The organism is Synechococcus sp. L2F (assembly GCF_024345695.1).
Taxonomy (GTDB): Bacteria; Cyanobacteriota; Cyanobacteriia; order PCC-6307; family Cyanobiaceae; genus MW101C3.
Window position 1 is genome coordinate 438766 of sequence record NZ_JAGQBP010000001.1, and the last position, 19175, is coordinate 457940.

The 19175-nt window shown below is 62.4% G+C and carries 19 protein-coding genes and 1 pseudogene; 13 read left to right on the forward strand and 7 right to left on the reverse strand.

Annotation, left to right across the window (positions count from 1 at the left end; genetic code table 11):
- Positions 1-49: 49 nt before the first annotated feature.
- The 3 genes from KBZ19_RS02170 (at position 50) to KBZ19_RS02180 (ending at position 2186) form a co-directional block, all read left to right on the forward strand.
- Positions 50-661, forward strand: a complete 612-nt coding sequence (locus tag KBZ19_RS02170) for a TetR/AcrR family transcriptional regulator (RefSeq protein WP_255099593.1) — start codon at positions 50-52, stop codon at positions 659-661.
- Between the two features lie 200 nt (positions 662-861).
- On the forward strand, positions 862-999 hold the full coding sequence (locus tag KBZ19_RS02175) for a hypothetical protein (RefSeq protein ID WP_255099594.1): 138 nt from the start codon (positions 862-864) through the stop codon (positions 997-999).
- Positions 999-2186: an HAD family phosphatase gene (locus KBZ19_RS02180; protein WP_255099595.1), complete on the forward strand. Its 1188-nt coding sequence runs from the start codon at positions 999-1001 to the stop codon at positions 2184-2186. Before KBZ19_RS02175 ends, KBZ19_RS02180 begins: the two co-directional genes overlap by 1 nt.
- On the opposite strand, the pseudogene KBZ19_RS15075 reads toward KBZ19_RS02180, so the two are convergent.
- Positions 2154-3098 (reverse strand): annotated as a pseudogene (locus KBZ19_RS15075) (helix-turn-helix domain-containing protein); the annotation flags it as partial. The gene KBZ19_RS02180 and the pseudogene KBZ19_RS15075 sit on opposite strands and share 33 nt — an antisense overlap.
- 66 nt (positions 3099-3164) lie before the next feature.
- On the opposite strand from KBZ19_RS15075, the gene KBZ19_RS02190 reads away from it, so the two are divergent.
- From KBZ19_RS02190 to KBZ19_RS02225, 8 genes are all read left to right on the forward strand, one after another.
- Positions 3165-4670 carry an arylsulfatase gene (locus KBZ19_RS02190; protein ID WP_255099596.1) on the forward strand — a complete coding sequence of 502 codons (1506 nt, stop codon included), beginning with the start codon at positions 3165-3167 and terminating at the stop codon, positions 4668-4670.
- An 86-nt stretch (positions 4671-4756) separates the two neighbouring features.
- On the forward strand, positions 4757-5680 hold the full coding sequence (locus tag KBZ19_RS02195) for a formylglycine-generating enzyme family protein (protein WP_255099597.1): 924 nt from the start codon (positions 4757-4759) through the stop codon (positions 5678-5680).
- Between the two features lie 80 nt (positions 5681-5760).
- A complete protein-coding gene (locus tag KBZ19_RS02200; protein WP_094511072.1) occupies positions 5761-6465 on the forward strand; it encodes a pentapeptide repeat-containing protein in 705 nt (234 codons plus the stop codon).
- Between the two features lie 99 nt (positions 6466-6564).
- Positions 6565-7443 carry a bile acid:sodium symporter family protein gene (locus tag KBZ19_RS02205; protein WP_255099598.1) on the forward strand — a complete coding sequence of 293 codons (879 nt, stop codon included), beginning with the start codon at positions 6565-6567 and terminating at the stop codon, positions 7441-7443.
- Positions 7444-7830 (forward strand): DUF1622 domain-containing protein, encoded by a 387-nt coding sequence (locus tag KBZ19_RS02210; RefSeq protein ID WP_255099599.1) that lies wholly within the window; start codon positions 7444-7446, stop codon positions 7828-7830.
- 28 nt (positions 7831-7858) lie between these two features.
- Positions 7859-8245, forward strand: a complete 387-nt coding sequence (locus KBZ19_RS02215; RefSeq protein WP_255099600.1) for a YidH family protein — start codon at positions 7859-7861, stop codon at positions 8243-8245.
- A 299-nt stretch (positions 8246-8544) separates the two neighbouring features.
- Entirely contained in the window at positions 8545-9519 is a 975-nt protein-coding gene (locus KBZ19_RS02220; protein WP_255099601.1) for a hypothetical protein, read from the forward strand.
- Positions 9520-10585: 1066 nt separating this feature from the next.
- Complete coding sequence (locus tag KBZ19_RS02225; RefSeq protein WP_255099603.1) at positions 10586-11206, forward strand: dihydrofolate reductase family protein; 621 nt, start codon at positions 10586-10588, stop codon at positions 11204-11206.
- 263 nt (positions 11207-11469) lie between these two features.
- On the opposite strand, the gene KBZ19_RS02230 is transcribed toward KBZ19_RS02225, so the two are convergent.
- Entirely contained in the window at positions 11470-11946 is a 477-nt protein-coding gene (locus KBZ19_RS02230; RefSeq protein ID WP_255099604.1) for a DM13 domain-containing protein, read from the reverse strand.
- A 142-nt stretch (positions 11947-12088) separates the two neighbouring features.
- Between KBZ19_RS02230 and KBZ19_RS02235 the strand changes: the two genes are divergently transcribed.
- The gene (locus KBZ19_RS02235; RefSeq protein ID WP_255099605.1) at positions 12089-12994 is read left to right on the forward strand and encodes a DMT family transporter; all 906 of its coding nucleotides are present in this window, start codon (positions 12089-12091) and stop codon (positions 12992-12994) included.
- Between the two features lie 153 nt (positions 12995-13147).
- Here the strand turns inward: KBZ19_RS02235 and KBZ19_RS02240 are convergent, their stop codons facing one another.
- The 4 genes from KBZ19_RS02240 to KBZ19_RS02255 form a co-directional block, all read right to left on the reverse strand.
- Positions 13148-14545, reverse strand: a complete 1398-nt coding sequence (locus KBZ19_RS02240; RefSeq protein WP_255099606.1) for a DUF1254 domain-containing protein — start codon at positions 14543-14545, stop codon at positions 13148-13150.
- Between the two features lie 242 nt (positions 14546-14787).
- Positions 14788-15300 carry a hypothetical protein gene (locus KBZ19_RS02245; RefSeq protein WP_255099607.1) on the reverse strand — a complete coding sequence of 171 codons (513 nt, stop codon included), beginning with the start codon at positions 15298-15300 and terminating at the stop codon, positions 14788-14790.
- A gap of 33 nt (positions 15301-15333) precedes the next feature.
- The gene (locus tag KBZ19_RS02250) at positions 15334-15672 is read right to left on the reverse strand and encodes an addiction module antidote protein (protein ID WP_255099608.1); all 339 of its coding nucleotides are present in this window, start codon (positions 15670-15672) and stop codon (positions 15334-15336) included.
- A gap of 208 nt (positions 15673-15880) precedes the next feature.
- Positions 15881-16219: a hypothetical protein gene (locus KBZ19_RS02255; protein ID WP_255099609.1), complete on the reverse strand. Its 339-nt coding sequence runs from the start codon at positions 16217-16219 to the stop codon at positions 15881-15883.
- 835 nt (positions 16220-17054) lie between these two features.
- On the opposite strand from KBZ19_RS02255, the gene KBZ19_RS02260 reads away from it, so the two are divergent.
- Positions 17055-17414 carry a hypothetical protein gene (locus KBZ19_RS02260; RefSeq protein WP_255099610.1) on the forward strand — a complete coding sequence of 120 codons (360 nt, stop codon included), beginning with the start codon at positions 17055-17057 and terminating at the stop codon, positions 17412-17414.
- 301 nt (positions 17415-17715) lie between these two features.
- Here KBZ19_RS02260 and KBZ19_RS02265 read toward each other — a convergent pair whose 3' ends face one another.
- The gene (locus KBZ19_RS02265; protein ID WP_255099611.1) at positions 17716-19125 is read right to left on the reverse strand and encodes a DUF1254 domain-containing protein; all 1410 of its coding nucleotides are present in this window, start codon (positions 19123-19125) and stop codon (positions 17716-17718) included.
- Positions 19126-19175 lie beyond the last annotated feature (50 nt).

Sequence of the window (19175 nt, forward strand, 5' to 3'; positions counted from 1 at the left end):
AGCAGACTGTTCTGTCTATCGCCTAGGGTTGGTCCAGATCGTTACCGCCATGGCTGAGAAGGCCACCAGCACCAAGCCAGCACCAGACAGAACCCGTACGGCCAGGGCCTCGGCCAAGCGCGAAGACTTGTTGAACGCGGCACAGGAGCTGTTTGCCCGCCAGGGCTACCGGGCCGTGGGGATCGACACGCTGCTCGCTGAAGCTGGCGTGGCCAAGATGACCCTGTACAAGCAGTTCGGCTCAAAGGAAGAGCTGATCGCCGCCGTGCTCGAGCGCCTGGCCGGCCAGATCACCAGCAGCCTCACCACCCGCCTCGCGCAGGCAAAGGGAGGAAGCCATGGCCGGGTCCTGGCGGTGTTCGACTGGCTGGCCGATTGGGTGCGTTCCCCCACCTTCCACGGCTGCCTGTTCATCAAAGCGGCCAGCGAATACCCCGACGCAGGTGATCGTCCACGCCAGGCCGCGGAAGCCTTCAAGGCCAGCTGCCGGGAGCTGCTGACAGGGCAGTGCCGCGACCTGGGCGTCGCTGATCCAGAGCGCCTCGCCTCACACCTTCACCTCTTACTGGAGGGTGCCCTGGTGCTGTGCTTCCTGGAGCGCGATTCCAGAGCTGCCATCCACGCCCGGGAAGCTGCCGCGGTTCTCCTCAACGCCGCCTGAGAGCAAGCCTGCCCTTCAAGCCTGGAACACCGGGGTGGTGGATCCGACCAGCCCGTACGCCCCCAGCAACACCCCAGAGTGGCTGGCAGGGAAGGAGTTTCGGGGAGCGATGCTGGTGGCAAAAGAAGTCCTGAACCTGCGGAGCTTGGCGGTGGCCCGGGCAGAGGGGATTCGGCCACAGCCCGGGGTTCCTGGTGCTGGTGACAGGGCTGAACATCGCCCAGATGTCGGCCCGGGCCCATGCGGCGCCTGGGCCATCGCGGCGTGCCCTGGAGGCCCTGCTGCCGCCCCTGCAGCGGCTGTTCGCTGGCTCGGCTGGGGAGGGAACAGTGTGCTGATGAGCGTCCTGACCACGGCAGCGGCAAGCCTGCTCGCTGTGGCGATGATGGCCCCTTTGGCGCCCGCCATGGCGAACCAGGCCAGCCCCGCGGGGTCGACGCAGCCGCTCCCGTCCTGGCGGGACGGTGCCACCCGATCGCGGATCCTGGCCTTCGTCGCCAGCGTCAGCCAGCCGGGGGGAGAGAGCTATCTGCCACCCGAGGAGCGCATCGCCGTCTTCGACAACGACGGCACGCTTTGGCCTGAGCAGCCGATGTACGTGCAGCTGGCCTTCGCGATCGAGCGGGCCCGCGCCCTGGTGGCCCAACAGCCCGGGCTCGCCACCAACCCGGTCATCGCCGCCGCAACCGCTACCGGCAACGGGGAGGCCGTGCTCCCCATGGGCATCAAGGGCCTGCTGGAACTCGTGGGGATCACCCATGCCGGCATGAGCACGGAGGCGTTCCGCCATCAGGTGCGCGCGTGGCTGGACAGCGCCTGCCACCCGACCCTGCAGCGGCCTTACACCGACCTCACCTACCAGCCGATGCAGGAGCTGCTGCAGCACCTGCGTGCCAATGGATTCCGCACCTACATCGTGTCGGCCGGCGGCGTGGAGTTCATGCGGGTGTTCGCCGAGCAGGTCTACGGCATCCCTCCGGAGCAGGTGATCGGCTCCAGCGTCGTCACCACCTATGCCCGCGAGGGCGGTTTGCCGGTGATCCAGCGCCAGAGCAAGATGCAGACCATCGCTGATCGGGCCATGAAGCCGGTCCTGATCGAGCAACTGATTGGCCGCAGGCCGGTCGCCGCTTTCGGCAACTCCGACGGCGATCTGGAGATGCTCGAGTGGGTCACCAGCCAGCCGGGGCAACGGCTGGGAGTGATCGTTCACCACGACGACGCCGAGCGGGAGGTGGCCTACGACCGGGAGTCGGCCTTCGGCCGTCTCGATCGGGCCTTGAGCGAGGCGCCCCGGCGGGGCTGGACGGTGGTGAGCATGCGCAACGACTGGGCCAGCGTGTTCGCGGCCCCACCAGCGGCAAGCGGATCAGGAGGGGGAGTGGTCGAGCGCTGTGCCGTGCCCCCCGCGAGCCAACCCGCGCCGGCTGGAGAGCGTGGCACTGGGAAGCTCTCCGAACAGCCGGCGGTAATCCCGGGCGAAATGCCCCGCATTGAGGAAGCCCCAGGAGGCCGCCAGCCCTGAGATCGTTGCGCTGCCCGGCTGGGCCTCCAGCAGCCCGCGGCGCACACCATGCAGCCGCTGCAGCTTGAAGTAAGCCATCGGGCCCATGCCCAGGTGCTCCCGGAACCCCTGGATCAGGGTGCGTCGCCCCACATACATCTCACGGCAGAGCGCCTCCAGGCTGATCGGCTCGAGCGGATGCTCCTCCGTCCAGCGCTGCACCTGCTTGACAAGTTCGATCCGCGCCGGCGGTCGGTCGGGCCAGCCCTGTTGCCGGAGGCCCTGCTCCAGAGCGTCAACGAGCAGTGGGAGGAGACCCTCTGCACTTCCTTCAGGTTCTGACGGCGCTGGAACAGAGGGTGTCTTCGAATGGAGGGGCAGCAGATTGAGCAACCAGCGCTGGAGCGGCGTGCGGCTGGCGGCGTCAATGGGCAGCACATTGAAGCGGAAGGGCGCCGATCCCAGATCGAGGCTCCCCTTGCCGCTGCTCCAGCGCGTCAGCATGCCGGGGTTGACCATCACCACGGCCAGATCCATCCGCTCAGGCGTGGAGAGATGGACATCCGCCTGGGGATCAAGTCCGAACAACGCATCGGCACCGACGGCGGTGCCGTGGGCCCGCAGGGGTGGCGCGTTGCGGTCGGACACCAGGTTCAGCGCCATCAGCCGTTGGTCGCGTGGCTTGCCGCCAGCCACGTGCAGACAACGGTTGACCTGAAGCCGCAGCAACCGCAGCGGCCCGAGCTGGCGGGTGACCAGGCGGCCGCTGAGGTTGCCGTTGGAGAGCTGAAGCAGGCGCAGATCCAGGCCCGCCGCTCGCAGCTGGGTTTCGAGCTCTTCAACAGCCTCGAACCTGTGGAGCGGAGCCATCGAAGCCTGCACTTTTTGAGTGGCCCCACCCTGCCATGGGCAGCAGGTTGTAGCTGAGTTCATCAGCGTGCCGGGGCTGCATCCTTCTCCAGCCCCTGCCCGCCCCCTCACCCCCAGCCTCCACCTCCCATGCCCAACGGACAACCCAACATCCTGATCCTCTGGGGCGATGACATCGGCCAGAGCAACCTCAGTTGCTACAGCGATGGGCTGATGGGTTATCAGACCCCCAACATCGACCGTGTCGCCAAGGAGGGCGGGCGCTTCATCCACTACTACGCCGAGCAGAGCTGCACCGCAGGGCGGGCCGCCTTCATCTCCGGCCAGAGCGTGTTCCGCACCGGCCTGAGCAAGGTGGGCCTGCCGGGCGCCGAACAGGGCTATCGCGCCGAGGACCCCACCATCGCCGAACTGCTCCAGCCCCTGGGCTACCGCACCGGCCAGTTCGGCAAGAACCACTTCGGCGACCGGGATGAGCATCTGCCGACCATGCACGGCTTCGATGAGTTCTTCGGCAACCTTTACCACCTCAATGCTGAGGAGGAACCGGAGCTGCGCGATTATCCCAAGCCGGAAGACTTCCCCGATTTCCAGAAGAACTTCGGACCCCGCGGCGTGCTGCACTGCTGGGCCAACGGTGATGGCACCCAGCGGATCGAGAACACCGGGCCGCTCACCAAGAAGCGGATGGAGAACTGCGATGAGGAGTTCCTCGCCGAAGCCAAGCGTTTCATCCGTGAGGCAGTGGCCTCCGGCGAGCCTTTCTTCGTGTGGTTCAACACCACCCACATGCACTTCCGCACCCATGCCCGTCCCCAGGACATCGGTCAGTCGGGGCGATGGCAATCGGAATACCACGACGTGATGATCTATCACGACAACTGCATCGGCGAGATGCTCGACCTGCTCGATGAGCTGGGCATCGCCGATGACACGATCGTGATGTACAGCACCGACAACGGGCCGCACATGAACAGCTGGCCTGACGCCGGCATGACCCCGTTCCGCAACGAGAAGAACTCCAACTGGGAGGGTGCGTACCGGGTGCCCGCCTTGGTGCGCTGGCCCGGCAAAATCGCCCCCGGCACCCTGTTCACCGGCATCGTCAGCCACCTCGACTGGCTACCCACTCTGGTAGCAGCGGCAGGGGAACCGGAGATCAAGCAGAAGCTGCTCGCAGGCCATCAGGTGGGATCGAAAACCTTCAAGATCCACCTGGACGGCTACAACATGCTCGACTACTGGACGGGCCAGACCGACGTGAGCCCCCGGGTTGAGTTCTTCTACTTCTCCGACGACGGCGACCTCACAGGCTTGCGCTACGACAACTGGAAGTTTGTGTTCATGGAGCAACGCCAGCCTGGCACCTGCCAGATCTGGGCAGAGCCGTTCGTTGTCCTGCGCCTGCCGAAGATCTTCAACCTGCTCACCGATCCCTATGAGCGGGCCGACATCACCTCCAACACCTACTGGGACTGGATGCTGGACCATGCCTTTGCGCTGGTGCCCGCCCAGGTGATCGTCGGGCGGTTCCTGGCCACCTTCCAGGCCTATCCGCCCCGCCAGAAGGCGGCGAGCTTCTCACTGGAGGAGGTGATCGCGAAGATGACCTCCGCAGCGAGCGGCGGCCACTGACCAACGCAGCGTTCCGCGGAGTCGCCATGGCCTCGAACCGTTCCCTTGCCCCGGCTCTCCGGCCGGGGCGACCGCCGGCGCGAGACATGGCCTGGATCCCCGCGGGCACGTTCCTGATGGGCTCCAACCACCACTACCCGGAGGAGGCTCCGGCCCACCGGGTGGCGCTGGAGGGCTTCTGGATCGACCGTGCCCCGGTCACCAACGCCCAGTTCCTCAAGTTCGTGAAGGCCACGGGCCACCGCACCCTGGCCGAGCGGCCGGCCGATCCGGCCCTCTACCCCGAGGCACCACCAGAGCGGCTGGCGCCCGCCTCGATCGTGTTCGTGCCCCCGCCGGGCCCGGTGGGAACAGGCGATCCCTACCGCTGGTGGCAGTACATCCCCGGCGCCGACTGGCGCCACCCGGAGGGCCCCGGCAGCTCAATCAGGAACCGCCCGCAGCATCCGGTGGTGCATGTGGCCCATGAGGATGCGGCCGCCTATGCCGCCTGGTGCGGCAAGCAGCTGCCGAGCGAAGCGGAATGGGAGCGGGCCGCCTGGGGCGGCCGTGAAGGCTGCGAGTTCGCCTGGGGGGATGCGCTGCACCCGGAGGGCCGCCCGGTGGCCAACACCTTCCAGGGCGACTTCCCCCACCACAACAGCCTGCTCGACGGCTATGCCGGCACCTCGCCGGTGGGCGCCTTTCCTGCCAACGGCTTCGGGCTGCTCGATTGCATCGGCAACGTGTGGGAGTGGACCGATAGCTGGTACGGCCCCCACCCGCACCAAGCCGATGGGGCGTTACCGGCTGAGGCCAGCAGCGGCTGCTGCGCCGAAGCGGCTGCCGCCCGGGAGGCCAGCATCGACCCCGCCAGCCAGCACGGAACGATGCCCCGCAAGGTGGTGAAGGGCGGCTCGTTTCTGTGCGCCCCCAGCTATTGCCGTCGCTACCGGCCGGCGGCGCGCATGGCCCAGGGCATCGACACCTCCACCGGCCACATGGGCTTTCGCTGCATCGTGCGGCCCTGAAGCCATGGCGCCGCCATCCCTTTCTGTCAGCTGATTTCCACCCCTTGGCTGACGCCTGCCGCAAGGTGATCACTCCTCCGATGACACTGCCCAAACGATCCACCTGGCTGACCCGTCAGCAGCTCCGCCGCGAGTCACCGTTCTTCCTGCTGCTGGATCGCTCCTTCAGATTCAGGCTGTTGATGGCAGCAACCCTATCCTTTGTGTTGCTGTCCGTCGTCAATCGTTTCGACAACTGCCATGGAGCCGAACCCAGCGAGAACTGCCTGACCAGCAATTTCCTGGACGTCATCAGCATTGACAATGTGGAGTCGTTCAGCATCGTCACAGCGGGTCTTGTTTACATCCTGGAGGCGGGTCGTCGCAAGGAGAGAGAACATCACGAGCAACTCTCGCTGTTGTTGGCGCAGCAAGAGGCTGGCATCAGATTCAGCCTGGCACGCATCCGCGCCCTTGAAGATCTGTGCTCTGATGGCATCTGGCAGGACGATTTCGATCTGCAGGCCACCAATCTGGAGGGGATCAAGATTCCGTTCAGCCGTTGGCGAGGCGGCAACTTCAGCGCAACGGTGTTGCGCAAGGCGAATCTGCAGGGTTCGGATCTGCAAGGGGCCAACTTCACGGAGGCCGATCTCAGCGAGGCCAATCTGGCCGGGGCGGACCTCAGCCAGGCCAACTTCACCCGCGCCATCCTCACCAAGGCCGATCTCCGCGGCGCCATCCTCACCGGCGCTGTGTTCCAGGAGGCTGATCTCACTGGAACCAGCTTGGATCCGAGCGGTTGAACCTCAGTCACTTGCCTCTGAATCGCTCAGTTTCCATCCAGCTGGCTCGATTTCTCTCCATCCAGCCAGCTCCATCTGTTTCTCCTGCCATCTGATGCCATGGGCCAGCCCTCCCTGTTGATCGTCAGCGCCGCCCTGTTCACGATCATGTTCGCTCTGGGAGTGGGTCTGACTGGAGAGGCGATCGTTCGCCTGAGCCGAAGACCCGCCCTGGTGATCCGGGTCTTGATCGGCTCCTGTGTGCTGGTGCCCCTGGTCGCCCTGCTGCTGATGAAGCTGCCGCTGAGCTTGGCCCTGACCCAACCGGCCCGCATCGGCATCGCCCTGATGGCGGCCTCCCCAAGCGCTCCGCTCACCCTGCGCAAGGCGGGCAAGGTCGGCGGCGACCGTGAGCTGGCCGCTGTGCTCCAGGCCTGTGTGGCCGTGGCGGCGATCGTGTCGATTCCGCTGGTCGCCGACCTGTACCAGTCCTCCTTCGGGGTATCCGGCTGGGACATCACGGCGAGGACGGTAGCCCTGCAGGTGGGCAAGACCCAGGTGCTGCCCCTGCTGGCGGGTCTGACGCTGAGGCGCTGGCGGCCTGGCTTGGCAGAGCGGCTGTCCGGTCCTCTCGACAAGCTGGCCAATGGCCTGTTGCTGCTGCTGATCGTGCTGGTGCTGGTCAAGTCGTTGCCCCTGCTGGTCGCCTTCGTGGGCGCCAACCTGCTGGCTCTGCCCTTCATGGCGGTGATGGTGCTGGCGTCCCTGACCATCGGCTACGGGATCGCTGGCCCTGAGCCCCGGGAACGCGTCACGATCGCCCTGGTCACCTCCATGCGGAACCCGGGCCTGGCCCTGCTGTTCGCGACGACCTACGGCAGCGACATTCCCGGCCTCAAACTCGCGGTGCTGGCCTACCTCGTGGTCACCGTGCTGCTGTCGATTCCCTTTCTGCGCTGGCAACGCCAGAGGCAGTCGGTGCCCTTCGCCGCCCTGTAGATGCCCTGGCTTGAATCCTCCGAGGCCCTGCTGCAGGGTCTGGCGACTGTCGTTCGCCTCAGCCTGGAAGCCCTGTCGGTGCTCTGTGTGGTGGCCGGCATGATCGCCACCTTTCGCCTGGCCCTGCCGTTCCTGCCCGTGCTGGCCCATCGCGGGCGCCGCCCCCCCAGCGCGGTTCGCCTCTGTTTCGGCAGCTGGCTATCGATGGCGCTGGAGTTTCAGCTCGGTGCCGACATCGTCGCCACCACCACAGCTCCCACGGACAGCAACCTGATCCAACTGGCGACGGTGGCCGTGATCCGCACCTTCCTCAATGTGTTCCTCGCCAGGGAACTGGAGGCTGAACGGCGGCTGGAGCAAGACCAGCCGCTCCCGCCTGGATCCTGAGCACACCATCCTCGCCATCTGACACCCCATGAACCTCACCAATGAACTGGCCAAGGAACGCAACCGGGAGGCGGCGGAGCGCACGCTGATGGCCTGGATCCGCACCTGCCTGTCGCTGATCAGCTTCGGCTTCGGTCTCGACAAGATCATCGGAGCGATCGAGGCCAGCCGCTTTGAGGGCAGCTCCCATGCCCATCTCAGCGTGCGCTTGATCTCGATCGGGTTTGTGGTCACGGGGATCGTGGCCATGGCAGCGGCCACGCGTCAGCACCGCAGGGTGGTGCGGCGCTTGAAGTATGACGATTTCATTTACATCGAAAAGGCCTCGATCGCCACGGCGACGGCCCTGGCCCTCACCCTGATCGGCCTGGTGGCTCTGGTGCTGCTGATCGCCGGCGGATTGGGTGGCCGATGAGCGCAACCCGCCGCAACGGCCACAGGTGCCGCCCCTTCGAATCGCGCCTCCCGTCGATACCGGCCCGGCCCCTTGTGGGATGCTCGGCGTGTTCAAAGCCTTCTGACACCGGCCTCGAACAAGTGATGTCACTCCCTTCCCTTCAGCCGATGGTCTGGTGCCTGCCTCGCTCTCACGCTGGTCGTTCAGCGCTTCCGCTCCAGCGGATCAGCGCTGTGTGGCTGATCGCTGCTCTGGGTGGCGCCCTCGAGGCCTCTGTGGCGAACGCTGCTGAGCCGGCTACGGCGGCCTCCAGCTTGATGGGGCCGATCCTGAGGGCATCCGTTCAGGCCGACCCAGCACAAGGTGAAGAAGCTCAGGGTGAGACGGGTCTGAGTGAGACGGCCCAGCTTGAACCAGGCTCCGTTGACCCGGCGGCCAGCGAAGGCGCACCATCGCCGTGGGCCGGCAGTGTGGAGCTCTATGGATTCGCGCCGCTGCGCACCACCGGGTCCACCACCGTCAAAGGCTTCGACACCGAACTGGATCTCAACCTCGGCCAGGTGCTGAAGGCGCTCACCGGTGTGGCCTCCATCCGCGGCAGTGTGGAGTACGGCCGCATCGGCCTCCTCACCGACATCAGCTATGTCTCCGTCGCCGGGGAAGAAGGCAGGCTGCAGGACATCACAACACGCTCGATCGAAGGCCCGCTCGGCCGCCGCAGCCTCACCCTCACCCCTGACAGCCAACGCAGCGTCGCTGCCAGCATCAGCAACATTCAAGGCCTCTACGACCTGGCCCTGCGCTATCGCTTCGGCGATCGGGAATCAGCCGTGGCCCGCGCCGGCAGCTTCGCTGTCATCCCCTACGCGGGCGTGCGGTTCGTGAACATGCAGTACAACCTGGCCGTGCAGAGCAGCGGTCCCGGCCGAACCCTCACCTTCAGAGGGCCGCGCCTGGAGGGATCCAGGACGCTTGAGGGATTGAACCTTCAACCACAACAGTCGTTCGGGAGCACTGTGGCTCAGCCCCTGCTGGGCACCCAGGCCATGCTGTTTCTCTCCCCGCGCCTCAGGCTGTTCGCCCGCGCCGACATCGGCGGATTCGGGCTGAACAACGCCGATGATTACTCCTGGAACACGCAGCTGGGGGTGGGCTATGCCATCGGCAACTCCACCCAGCTCAACATCTCCTGGCGCTATCTGCACCTGGGGGGACGTAATGGAGAGGATCCCGAAAATGCCTTCAACATCAATCAGAATGGCGTCGAAGCCGGTGTGAAGTTCTTCTTCTGATCGAGCAGCTGCTGGGAGAGGAGGCCACTCTGCAGCTGCCTGCTCAGCTGCAGGCATGAACAACCTGGTGGGGAAACACAACCAGGGGCGTACGCCCCTGGAGATCCTCCAGCAGTGGAGAACGGCCTGCCTACCCACCAGCTCTCAGAAAACTGGAGGCGGGCATGGTCTGAGTGTGCTGAGCCGGTACGCGCAGCTGAGTCACTGGGCATCACACCCCTTGCTACCACTGATGGTCAGGAAAGCTGCAAGGTCAGCCGACCGCCGTAGCTGCTCGTCCAAAACCTCACCACATCAGGTGATGCATCCCAGAGTCAACGTTCCTAGGGTGGAATTACTTCGAGATAGGGGCCCAATGGCCACCTGTGACCTACCGACCACCTCTGCCACTGCTCCGAACGAAGACGCCCTGCATCAACTCAAGACGCTATTGCAACAAGATCAAAGCTTTGCCAATGCGCTGTCTGGGACGACAACCACAGAGGAAGCGGCCCATCTAGCCTTTGAGCACGGGATTTCTGTCACTCCTGAGGCCATCTGGCGTCAGCGTGGCACCCTGTTAGAGGGAGGAATTCCGACTTGGCGTGGCTGATTGAGCCCCCTGTGTCTTTCGACATGGGCTGGGGGCACGCTGATCAGTCCTCTTGGACTGAAGGAAGACGTTGACCTCAGCTCATGTCGTCACCTTCGATCGAATCGAGTTCTGTCGGCAGAGTTATATCAGCGTGGGCGAACCCCTCGGGCTGGTGGGTGTAAGGAATACCATCCTCATAACCCCAGCCCAGCCTGTGAGTACGCCAAGGAAATCTGTGATCTCATCTGGCGTGAGGTTGGCAGCGACTTCCCCGTCAGGACTATCGACCTAATCGGGCAATGCCAGAATCAGTCAACTTGACCAGGGTCTTTGATCGCCTAGAGATGATGAAGCCGCCCGAAGGCTTTCCCCTGGTTGCTCAAGACGCAATCAAGATGCTGATCTACGGCACAAGTGGTGCTCCGGTCATTGCGCTCAGCCCACGAGGGCATGCATGCTGCCACAGTACACAACCGCTGTGATCAGGTTCGCTTGGCCACGGTTGTTGTCTTGATCATCAACATCGTCAGCCCGTCAGTGAAAACTCAGTACTATTCCGCCTCCAGCCTGGATGGCTTCATCGCCGCCAAGGACAACTCCTTGGACTGGCTGCTTCAGTTCGGAGAAGCCGAAGGCACAGGCTACGAAGATTTCCTTGCTGAGGTTGGTGCGATCGCCATGGGTTCATCCACCTATGAGTGGCTGTTGGATCATCACATCAAAGCGGGAACACCAGAAGAAAAGCCCTGGCCTTATCAACAGCCCACGTGGGTCTTCTCGAGCCGCAGGCTGCCCACCGTGCGGGATGCCGATCTGCGCTTCGTATCTGGCACTGTCACTCACGTCCACGAACAGATGGTGGCCACAGCTGCGGGGAAGAACATCTGGGTTGCCGGAGGCGGCGAGTTGGCCGCGCAGTTCTTGGATGCTGGCCTGCTTGATGAACTGATCATTCAGGTGGCCTCGGTGACCTTGGGGCAGGGCTCGCCGCTCCTACCGCGGCAGATCGCCTTCCCACCCCTGAGGCTCACCTCGGCGCGTGCCTTGGGCGAGGCCTTTGCTGAGCTCCACTATGAGGTGCCGCGGCAACTCCAGGTGTCCAGCCCCGCCTAGATGATGAAGATGCGGTGTTATCTGGTGACATTGCAAAGGGGAATGGCTTTGTGATTGAGCTCACGAGAAGAAGCCCTTGGGCCAGAACGATCAGGGTGGCCAGCACGTTGGCACTGACATGCAACCGGCTCCAGCCCAGGTGGTTGTGGATCTCAGCACGGCAGGCCACAGAGAACAGCGTCAGGCCCGCGAGCCCCATGCCCAGCAAGGGCAACGGTCAGGGCCGATTGAAGCAGCCAGAGGCAGTCGAGGGCCTGCATGGCTCAGGGCTTCAGGGGTGCCCAGGCCATTGTGGCGTTGAAGGCCTCGCACCAGATCAGCAGCGACCCCTGCTGGCTGAGGTCGATGGAGGAGGGGATCACATAGCTCTGGGCGCCGGAGGCGGATTTAAGCGGGGCGAGGATTGTGTAGCTGCCGGCTTTGAGCGGAAAGCTGGGGGCCTTGGTGCTTGCCAATGGGGTTGCTGATGGGCTGAAGACCACTTTCAGGTCGGGGGCTGTCTCCTTGGTCTTGAAGTCGCTGCTTATCACAAGCAACTGCTTGCCGGCTTTCTTGATGATGGTGAAGCTGCCATTAACAGGAGCTTCGGCCATGCGGAAGCTCTGCATGGCCATGGGAGTTGCCTGGGCGATCACCATGGAGGCAGGGCCCTGCAAGGTTTCGGCTTGCCCAGGAGCCGCGGAGCTGCCGAGCAGTGCCAGGACCAGGGCACCGATCAGAGTTGTCTTCAGAGCCGTCATGACGAATGCAGACCGAGTGGGAAGCTAAGGCCATGAACCGATGCGGCATGGACCTCAGACTCCTCATGTACCGATGAGCGTTCCGAGCGGATTGGAACTGAAGGATCTGGATTGGCGGCGCGTTCTGCCACTCAGCCTGTACGTGCTGCTCAAAGGGCTGGATGCCACAGTTCTCAAAGCCCTGCAGACCTATGGCACCACCCACCCGGTGCATGGGGAAAACCCGATCAGCTTCTGCAACGTTTTCTTCGTGGCTCAGCTGGTGATCGGACTGACCTTCCTGATGCCGAACCCTGGGGCCATCCGACCTGCTCTTGCGCAACTGAACCCGACGGACCGATGGTTGCTGATCATCGATGCTGGCCTGGGTCTGTTCATCGGTCCGATCGCTTACTACTTCACCCTCGAATCCCTGTCGGTGATCAGCCTGACCCTGTTATTCGCCCTCGTGTTGCCAGTCTCAGCCCATCTGGCTCGCCAGTTCCTTGCAGAAAGCCTGCCTCGCCGCTTCTGGCTCAGTCTGAGCCTGATCGCCATCGGCCTGATGCTGCCAGGGGCGGCCATGATGAAGGCGGCGGGACAGGGTGATCAACTGATCGGTTACGGCTGGGCTTTGGTGGGAGTGCTGGCCTTCGGTTCCACCGCCGTGACCGGTCGCAGCATCGCCACGCGGCATTGGCCTGCCGTGGTCACGATCGGGATCCCCTCAACGATGTCAGCACTGCTGTTTGGCATCATCGCTCTGGTGCTCTTCGGTCTCGGGCACTTCCACCTGCTGAACGTGCGCTGGGTCGTCGGAGTGATCTTGATCTACGGCATCACTCTGTCCCTGGGTAGCACTGTGGCTCTGGGAATGGCCTATCGGCAATACAGTGTGGCGACCGTATCAATCTGGGGATCACTGACGATCGTGGTGGCCATCGTCAGCGCGTCAGCGCTGTTGGGAGAACCACTCGACTTGGCCACAGTGTCAGGAGTGATCTTCCTGCTGGCAGGGATCATCACCAGCCACCGCTCCATTCGATCCGATCAGGTCGTTCAACAGTAGCTGTCGATTCATTCCGAGCCTGTGGCCTGCATGAAGGACAGACACGACACATTCCACAGCAGTGTCGTTCGGGAGGGTTCACACTCCCTAACTGCCATTCAAGCAGCCCGAGCCAATGGTGATCACGAGGGGGCGATGACGTTGATCGCTGAATCACTTCTGCAATTCGATCGGACCTGGCCGCCAGGTTTTGTTGAACCAGGGCTCCAACGGACCATAGAGGCGCAGAAGCGTGAACCAGCCCTTGCCAGGAATCGTCTGCACCCAGTTCTTCTCGAATCCAACAGGGGGCTTTGGGCCAAACCAGACATCGACAGAACCGTCGGCATTGGTTTTGATGCCCTTGTCCTGGCTGCTGACGCTCGGTGCTTTCTGGTCTGTCTGCAGCATGGAACGGGTCTGTGTGTCGTACACGATCACAGACCAGAAATCGGCCACGGGAGTGTTGGGCGGCAGGCGCAAACGATAGGTTTTGCCGCCATCGAAGCGTTCGCCCTTGGAATCCAACGCGGCCCAGGGATACTGGGAGCCCTTGCCGACAATCTTTTCTTCCATGGCCGGAGTCACACCGGTGGCGAAGTAGTAATAGAAGATCGCACCATCAAGGTTGGCCACACCTGGGGAAACTTCGAACCTGTATCCACCGAAGAAGGGCAACCGCCAGGAACTGTTGGGATAGAAATAGGCTTCCGGCTCACGAATCTTGAGAGCCAGGGTTCGTGCCGTCACGGCACCGATGTTGGCGGCGTCGGCGAGGATGGCTTTCCAGCGCTCGTTGGGGTTGAACGGCTTGCCTTTGACAATGCCGATCGAGGCGAACAGTCCCAACGTGGTGAGGTCGGCGCCGGTGGGAGGTTCCTCCTGAATCACCTGGTTGAGCAGCGCCCAGAAGGAGTAGTCGCCAGGGGCGACGAAATTGGCTGGCACGCCTGAGGCATTGGCAAACTTGACCGCCGGAGGGTTGGCAGCATCGGAGAGTTGGTAGATCTTCAGGTTCGCTTTCACCGACTCCACCCCTAGCTTGGTGGAACCATCCACCAGAAAGGAGCGGAAGAACAGCCAGTTGCCGAAGGTTTTGGGTTTGACCACGACATAACCTTGCGGGATGGCGCCCTGATACCCCGGTGGCAGGAACAGGTACTTGCCGCCCGCGCCCTTGTCGGCCCCCGTGATGCCGATGTCGGCCACCCAGCGATACCAGAAGTCATTGACAGCACCCAGCACCTTGGGAGGCACTTCGACCACCAAGGGTCCTTTCTTCGTGTCGAGCCAGATAAAGCTGTATACCGTGTTGTCGTTGGCCGTGAGTTCTATTGTTCTGGGATCCACCAGGTTCTCCCAGATCACGTTGGTGGTGTTCTCGGGGCCAAACTTGCGCAACGATTCACGCATACCGGCCTGATTCACAATCGGAATGGCCAGCAGGTAGGCCTGCAAAGCGCGGGAGCGATCCAGGTTGTCGTAGATCTTCTCGATGGTATCTGGCTGCGGGAAACCATCGATGAGGTTCAACGGGCCGATCGACGTCTCCGACCGGTCCGGAGTGGCCACTCCAGGTGGTATTGGCGTGGTCATCTGGAAGGTCTGAGCCGATGCAGTCGTGGCCGCATTCGCAACAAGAGCGGCAACGGCAAGTCCCAGAAAGTGTTGGCTTGATGACCTCATCTCGACGACTCCGTGCACTGGGAAAGGGAATGCCAGAAGCCTATCTCAACATCTTCTGGCAAAGGATGCGGCCAAACGGCGGCCATCACCAAACCGCAAGAACTGTGAGGATCCAGGTAGCCACCCTGCTACAGCTGCCTGGATGAATGGTCTTGCCATACCGTTTCATACTGGCATAGCTGCGTAAACTCAGATTTCTTGCCATCAAAAGAGTCGTAGAGGGCTCGATGCCTGGGAAGGCCGTACTCATCAGAACGCTTCTCATAGGAACGAACCCATTGGATCAGGTTGTCCAAGTTCTCATCTTGCTCAATTCGGGAACGAAACTTCTCCGGCTCCCAAGGTCTCGAGCGGCAGTTGGCCACACATACATCTACCCCAGGATTCAGGAAGATCAGTTCATCGCAGTAGACCAATACAGGCTCAATAATGTCCGCGTAGCAGCCTTCGATGATCCAGCTGGAATGCCGGAAGATCCAACATCTTACATCTTCGATACTATCTTGAAGTGGCCGTCGTTCAGCGCCGCCAAGGAACGCCACCTCATCCAGCGATAGTCGAGCGGCTGGTCGCTTCGCAAGCAACAGCCTCGACAAGGTACTCTTTCCTGCTCCAGCGTTTCCCAGAAGGATCACTTTCATGGCGCTAATGCTCCATCGGTAGAACGATTGTCTTCACCTGGCCGGAGTGATCTCGGGCGTCGGCAAAGAGTGATGTGGAGGCGGGCCGGGTGAGTGGCATTGTTTAACAGCCGTCTCTGCTTCAACAGCAGGACTGGCATGCAGTTGAAGCCCGAGTGCCGAACCAACCTTCAAGGCGGTTCCACGTTCGGGATTACCGCTAGAGGAGAGCGCCGTATAGAGACTTTCGCGACCCAGTCCAGCTTCCCTTGCCATCTGTGTGATGCCTTTAGCACGAGCACTATCACCTAGAGAGGCTTTGCAATAGGCAGCCATGTCTTCACAAATGCTGAGATGATTGGCCAGATTCCAGGCAGTGGCTGCGGTCTTCATCTGGGGCACAACCTCCCAGGGGCAGCATGGCCTCCAGGCCAAGGGCCCGGTGCTCCGCGCGGCTGAAAACGGTGTTCAGGTTAAGCCGGAGCTTGGTGAGCAACGCGGCGCCGCGGAGGTTGGCACCGCAGGCGTGGGCCCTCAGCGCCGACAGCTGTCGTTGACCGTTGCGACAGGCTTGGGTCCCATCGGTGCGGTCCCGGGAAACTCAGCCCCGCGCATCACAGACACCACCGCGCCGAGCAGTCCCATGGTTGCCGCCAGTCGATAGGCCACAACTGTTGCCCCCCCAGAAAGGCGTCCAGGAGCTGTCCGCTCTGGCGCGCGCCATCGAGAGGAACCCGTTGGCCACACGGAGGTGCTCGGGTGGAATGGTGTTGAGGGTGGCGCTGTTGCTGGGCGGATGAAAGGGCACGCCGCCCACGCCCAGCAGCACCAGGGGCCACACGATGGCGGTGGTGGAGGCGTCAGGACCTAGCCAGGACAGGCCGACCAGGCCGGTGCTGATGCTGAGCATCCCGGCGGTGCTGAGAGTCCGCGCCCCCACCCGGTCGCCCAGGCTGCTGACCGTGAGACTCGTGGCGGGGAGGACCAGCGATCTTGTCCTCCCTGAAGACCCTCTGCATGATTCTGTGCAGCTCGGTTGTCCTGGGCCATGGCAGTGACTACCGGAATGCCGAATCATCAATGTCTGATTTTAACTGTTTGCAGGAGAACTTCTTCTAGGCTTTCGTTGAGGTGGGCTGGTCTCAGCCTGGCAAGCCGAGAGTTCCTGCAGTGCTGGTGATGGCTCTGGCAGGCGAATCAGTGCAGAACAGGAATACACAGAGAGTGGCCATATGGACTAGTTCGGAATCCAGAATTCCTGTTCAGCGGCTTGTTAAGCGCCTGTGGTACAGGTTGGAGTGAATCCTCACCTGACCAAGGTCAGCCAGGATATCCGCCACATGCTTGGGTTGCTTGTCATCAACCAGCGCAGGAGAGGGATTGTCGGCGTCGGAGCTCGCATCAGGGAATCGATAACGACTTGGCTGGCCAGGGAGGCCATTCCAATGATCTGACTGATGAAGATTCTTCAGCTGCATGATCAGCAGCCTGGGTTTGCAGAAGGAGCCCAATGCGATTGAAGCCAGGAGCTTCACACTGCTTCTTCGCCACTCTTGAACTGTCTGACAGCACAGCCCAACAGTTGCAAGTAACCTTTGCCCCGTCACCAGCACTTGCAAACAGCCCGTTGCAGCGACGTGTTAGCTTGCGCTCGTTGGCGATCGCCTATTGGAACACCATCTATCACCACACAGATATAGTTTTCCGTGATCACCATAGCGCGTCTAAGTCCACATGTTTAGCAAATGGATTCTGCCTTCGCTCTTTAGCCAACCATGTCTCACGATTCTTCATTCGTGCGATCACCTCTGATTAAAACCATTCTGGTTATCTGCCTCAGCCTACTGAGCCTGTTCATTCTGGTTCTAACCACTGGCATGATTGCCATTTGCAGTTTCTTTATTGCCAATCCTGAGCTCTATCCCGGTGATATCAGCGATCGTGCGGCAACCTATCTTGGTTTTATGGCTGTCGGAGGTTGCTTATTGAAGTGGATCTTCGTTTGGCTGTTGGTTCGCTATCGCTGGATGGCTCGCTCAACAGGGAAGTGGTTCATCTACTGCAGCTGGGCGATCGCCTCTTTGAATGGGGTGTTGTTGCTCATTCCCTTAGTCGCCTGGAAGAGCGCATTCTAGCCGATGTAACGTGTTTAACTATAGCACTGGAGCGATCGCTGAGACACCAAAGCTGTGGGACTTAAGACTTAGGCGATCACCCTCACCGATACCGTTGAAGGTCCAGGCCCTTCAACTTCCCAAGCCTCGACAACCCTATTGCGAAAGCCGGCTTGAACGCCTCCACTCAGCAGCGGGTCTAAGTCAAAGGATTCAGCCGCTCTTGGGTGCAACTCATTCGTGCTCCCGTCTGCTGAAGTGGATTGTTGGCTTGCCTTCCCAGAGTGGCAGAGAGTTGAGGCAATGGCTCATGGACTTTGCTTCACTTGACTTCTGTCAAGCGTGGCAGCTTCCATGTTCCCTTCAAGACTGGATCCTTAGGACCATACAAACGCGCCACGAAGAAAAAGGGTCCGGCTGGCGCAGGCAGCCAATTCGAGACTTTGTCCGTTCCTGGATTCTCACTCTGGATATAGATCTCCAGGGATCCGTCGGTTCCCAGCTTCAGGCCTGATGTGCGATCACCGATCGAATAGCGTTGAATGGGATTCTCCACAAGCAGGCGTTCCGGCAGCTTGTACAGCGTCACCGACCAGAACTCCGTCACCGGTGGCAGCTGGCCCGGTTCGAATCGCAGCACCCATCGCTTGCGCCCATCAAGCACCTGGCCGTCGGGCCCGGTCTGCTGGGTGGCATAGAAGGCCTCTTCACTGCTGTTGCCATAGATCCCCAGCATCGCTCCCATCGAGCGGAACGTGAGGTAATCAGACCCCAGTTGCTGTCTGCTGCCGAAGAATCCCTGGGAGCTGGTCTGTTGTTGCGCCTTGGCCTTGAGCTCCTGGCTGGCCTCGGCCACCCCTTCCTCCAGGGCGGTGCGGAGCTTCGGATCCAGCCGCGTGGGATCAAAGGGCAGCCCGGGGCCGATGCCGATGCGGGCGAACCGGGCCCGCATGGCTCGCTCCGATGGCACGGCGGGCATGAACGGCAACAGGGCGTTGAGGTAGGTGATGAAGCCGATCCCCTCGGCTTTGCTGGCATTCCAGGCGGGCCAGGCCACCGCAGGGGCTGCTGGTGGCGCCGGTTGGCCTGTGAATCGCGACAGGGGTGTGAGCACGTATTGGGCCTGGATCGTCTTCAGGGCTGGGATGTCATCAGGCCCGTTCAACTGGGTGCGGGTGAGGGTGCCGACGAAGTCGGTTTCCGCCCGGAACACCTTGTTGATGCCCTTCGGCACCGTGCCCTTCCAGCGGGGTCCGGCGAACAGATAGGTGCCGGCCCCGCGGCCGGTGGAACGCACACCGGTGTAGGCGAAGTTGTGGGTGTAGAGATCGAACCACTGGTTCACGTAGTAGCGGGGTGCCGGCACCGCGGGCAGCGACAGCACGATCGGCTCGCTGCGCAGATCCAGCCAGGCCCAGGAGTAGGGCGTGTCGTTGTTGGGGGTGACGATGTCCTTGTCGGCCGGGGTGGCGGAGCGGCTGTAGTGGCGGAAGCGGTCGAAGCCACCCACGTAGCCCGGGAACGCCTTGTTCTGGGTCTGGTTCCAGAGGGTCTGATAGCCCTGCAGGGGGGCATAGGCGTAGAGCCAGGCCTCCTTGGCGATGGCGCGGGCTTCGGCGGGGCTGGGGGCTCGGGCCTGGCCCCGGGAGCTGGGGACTGGTGCCGCAACCGGTGTCGCCGCCAGGGCCCCAGGGGGAGTCAGCGGCAGAGCGGCGATCAGGGAGGCGATCAAGGCGACCGCAGATCGGCTGGGGGTCGGGACCATGGCTTGGGTTGGGAACG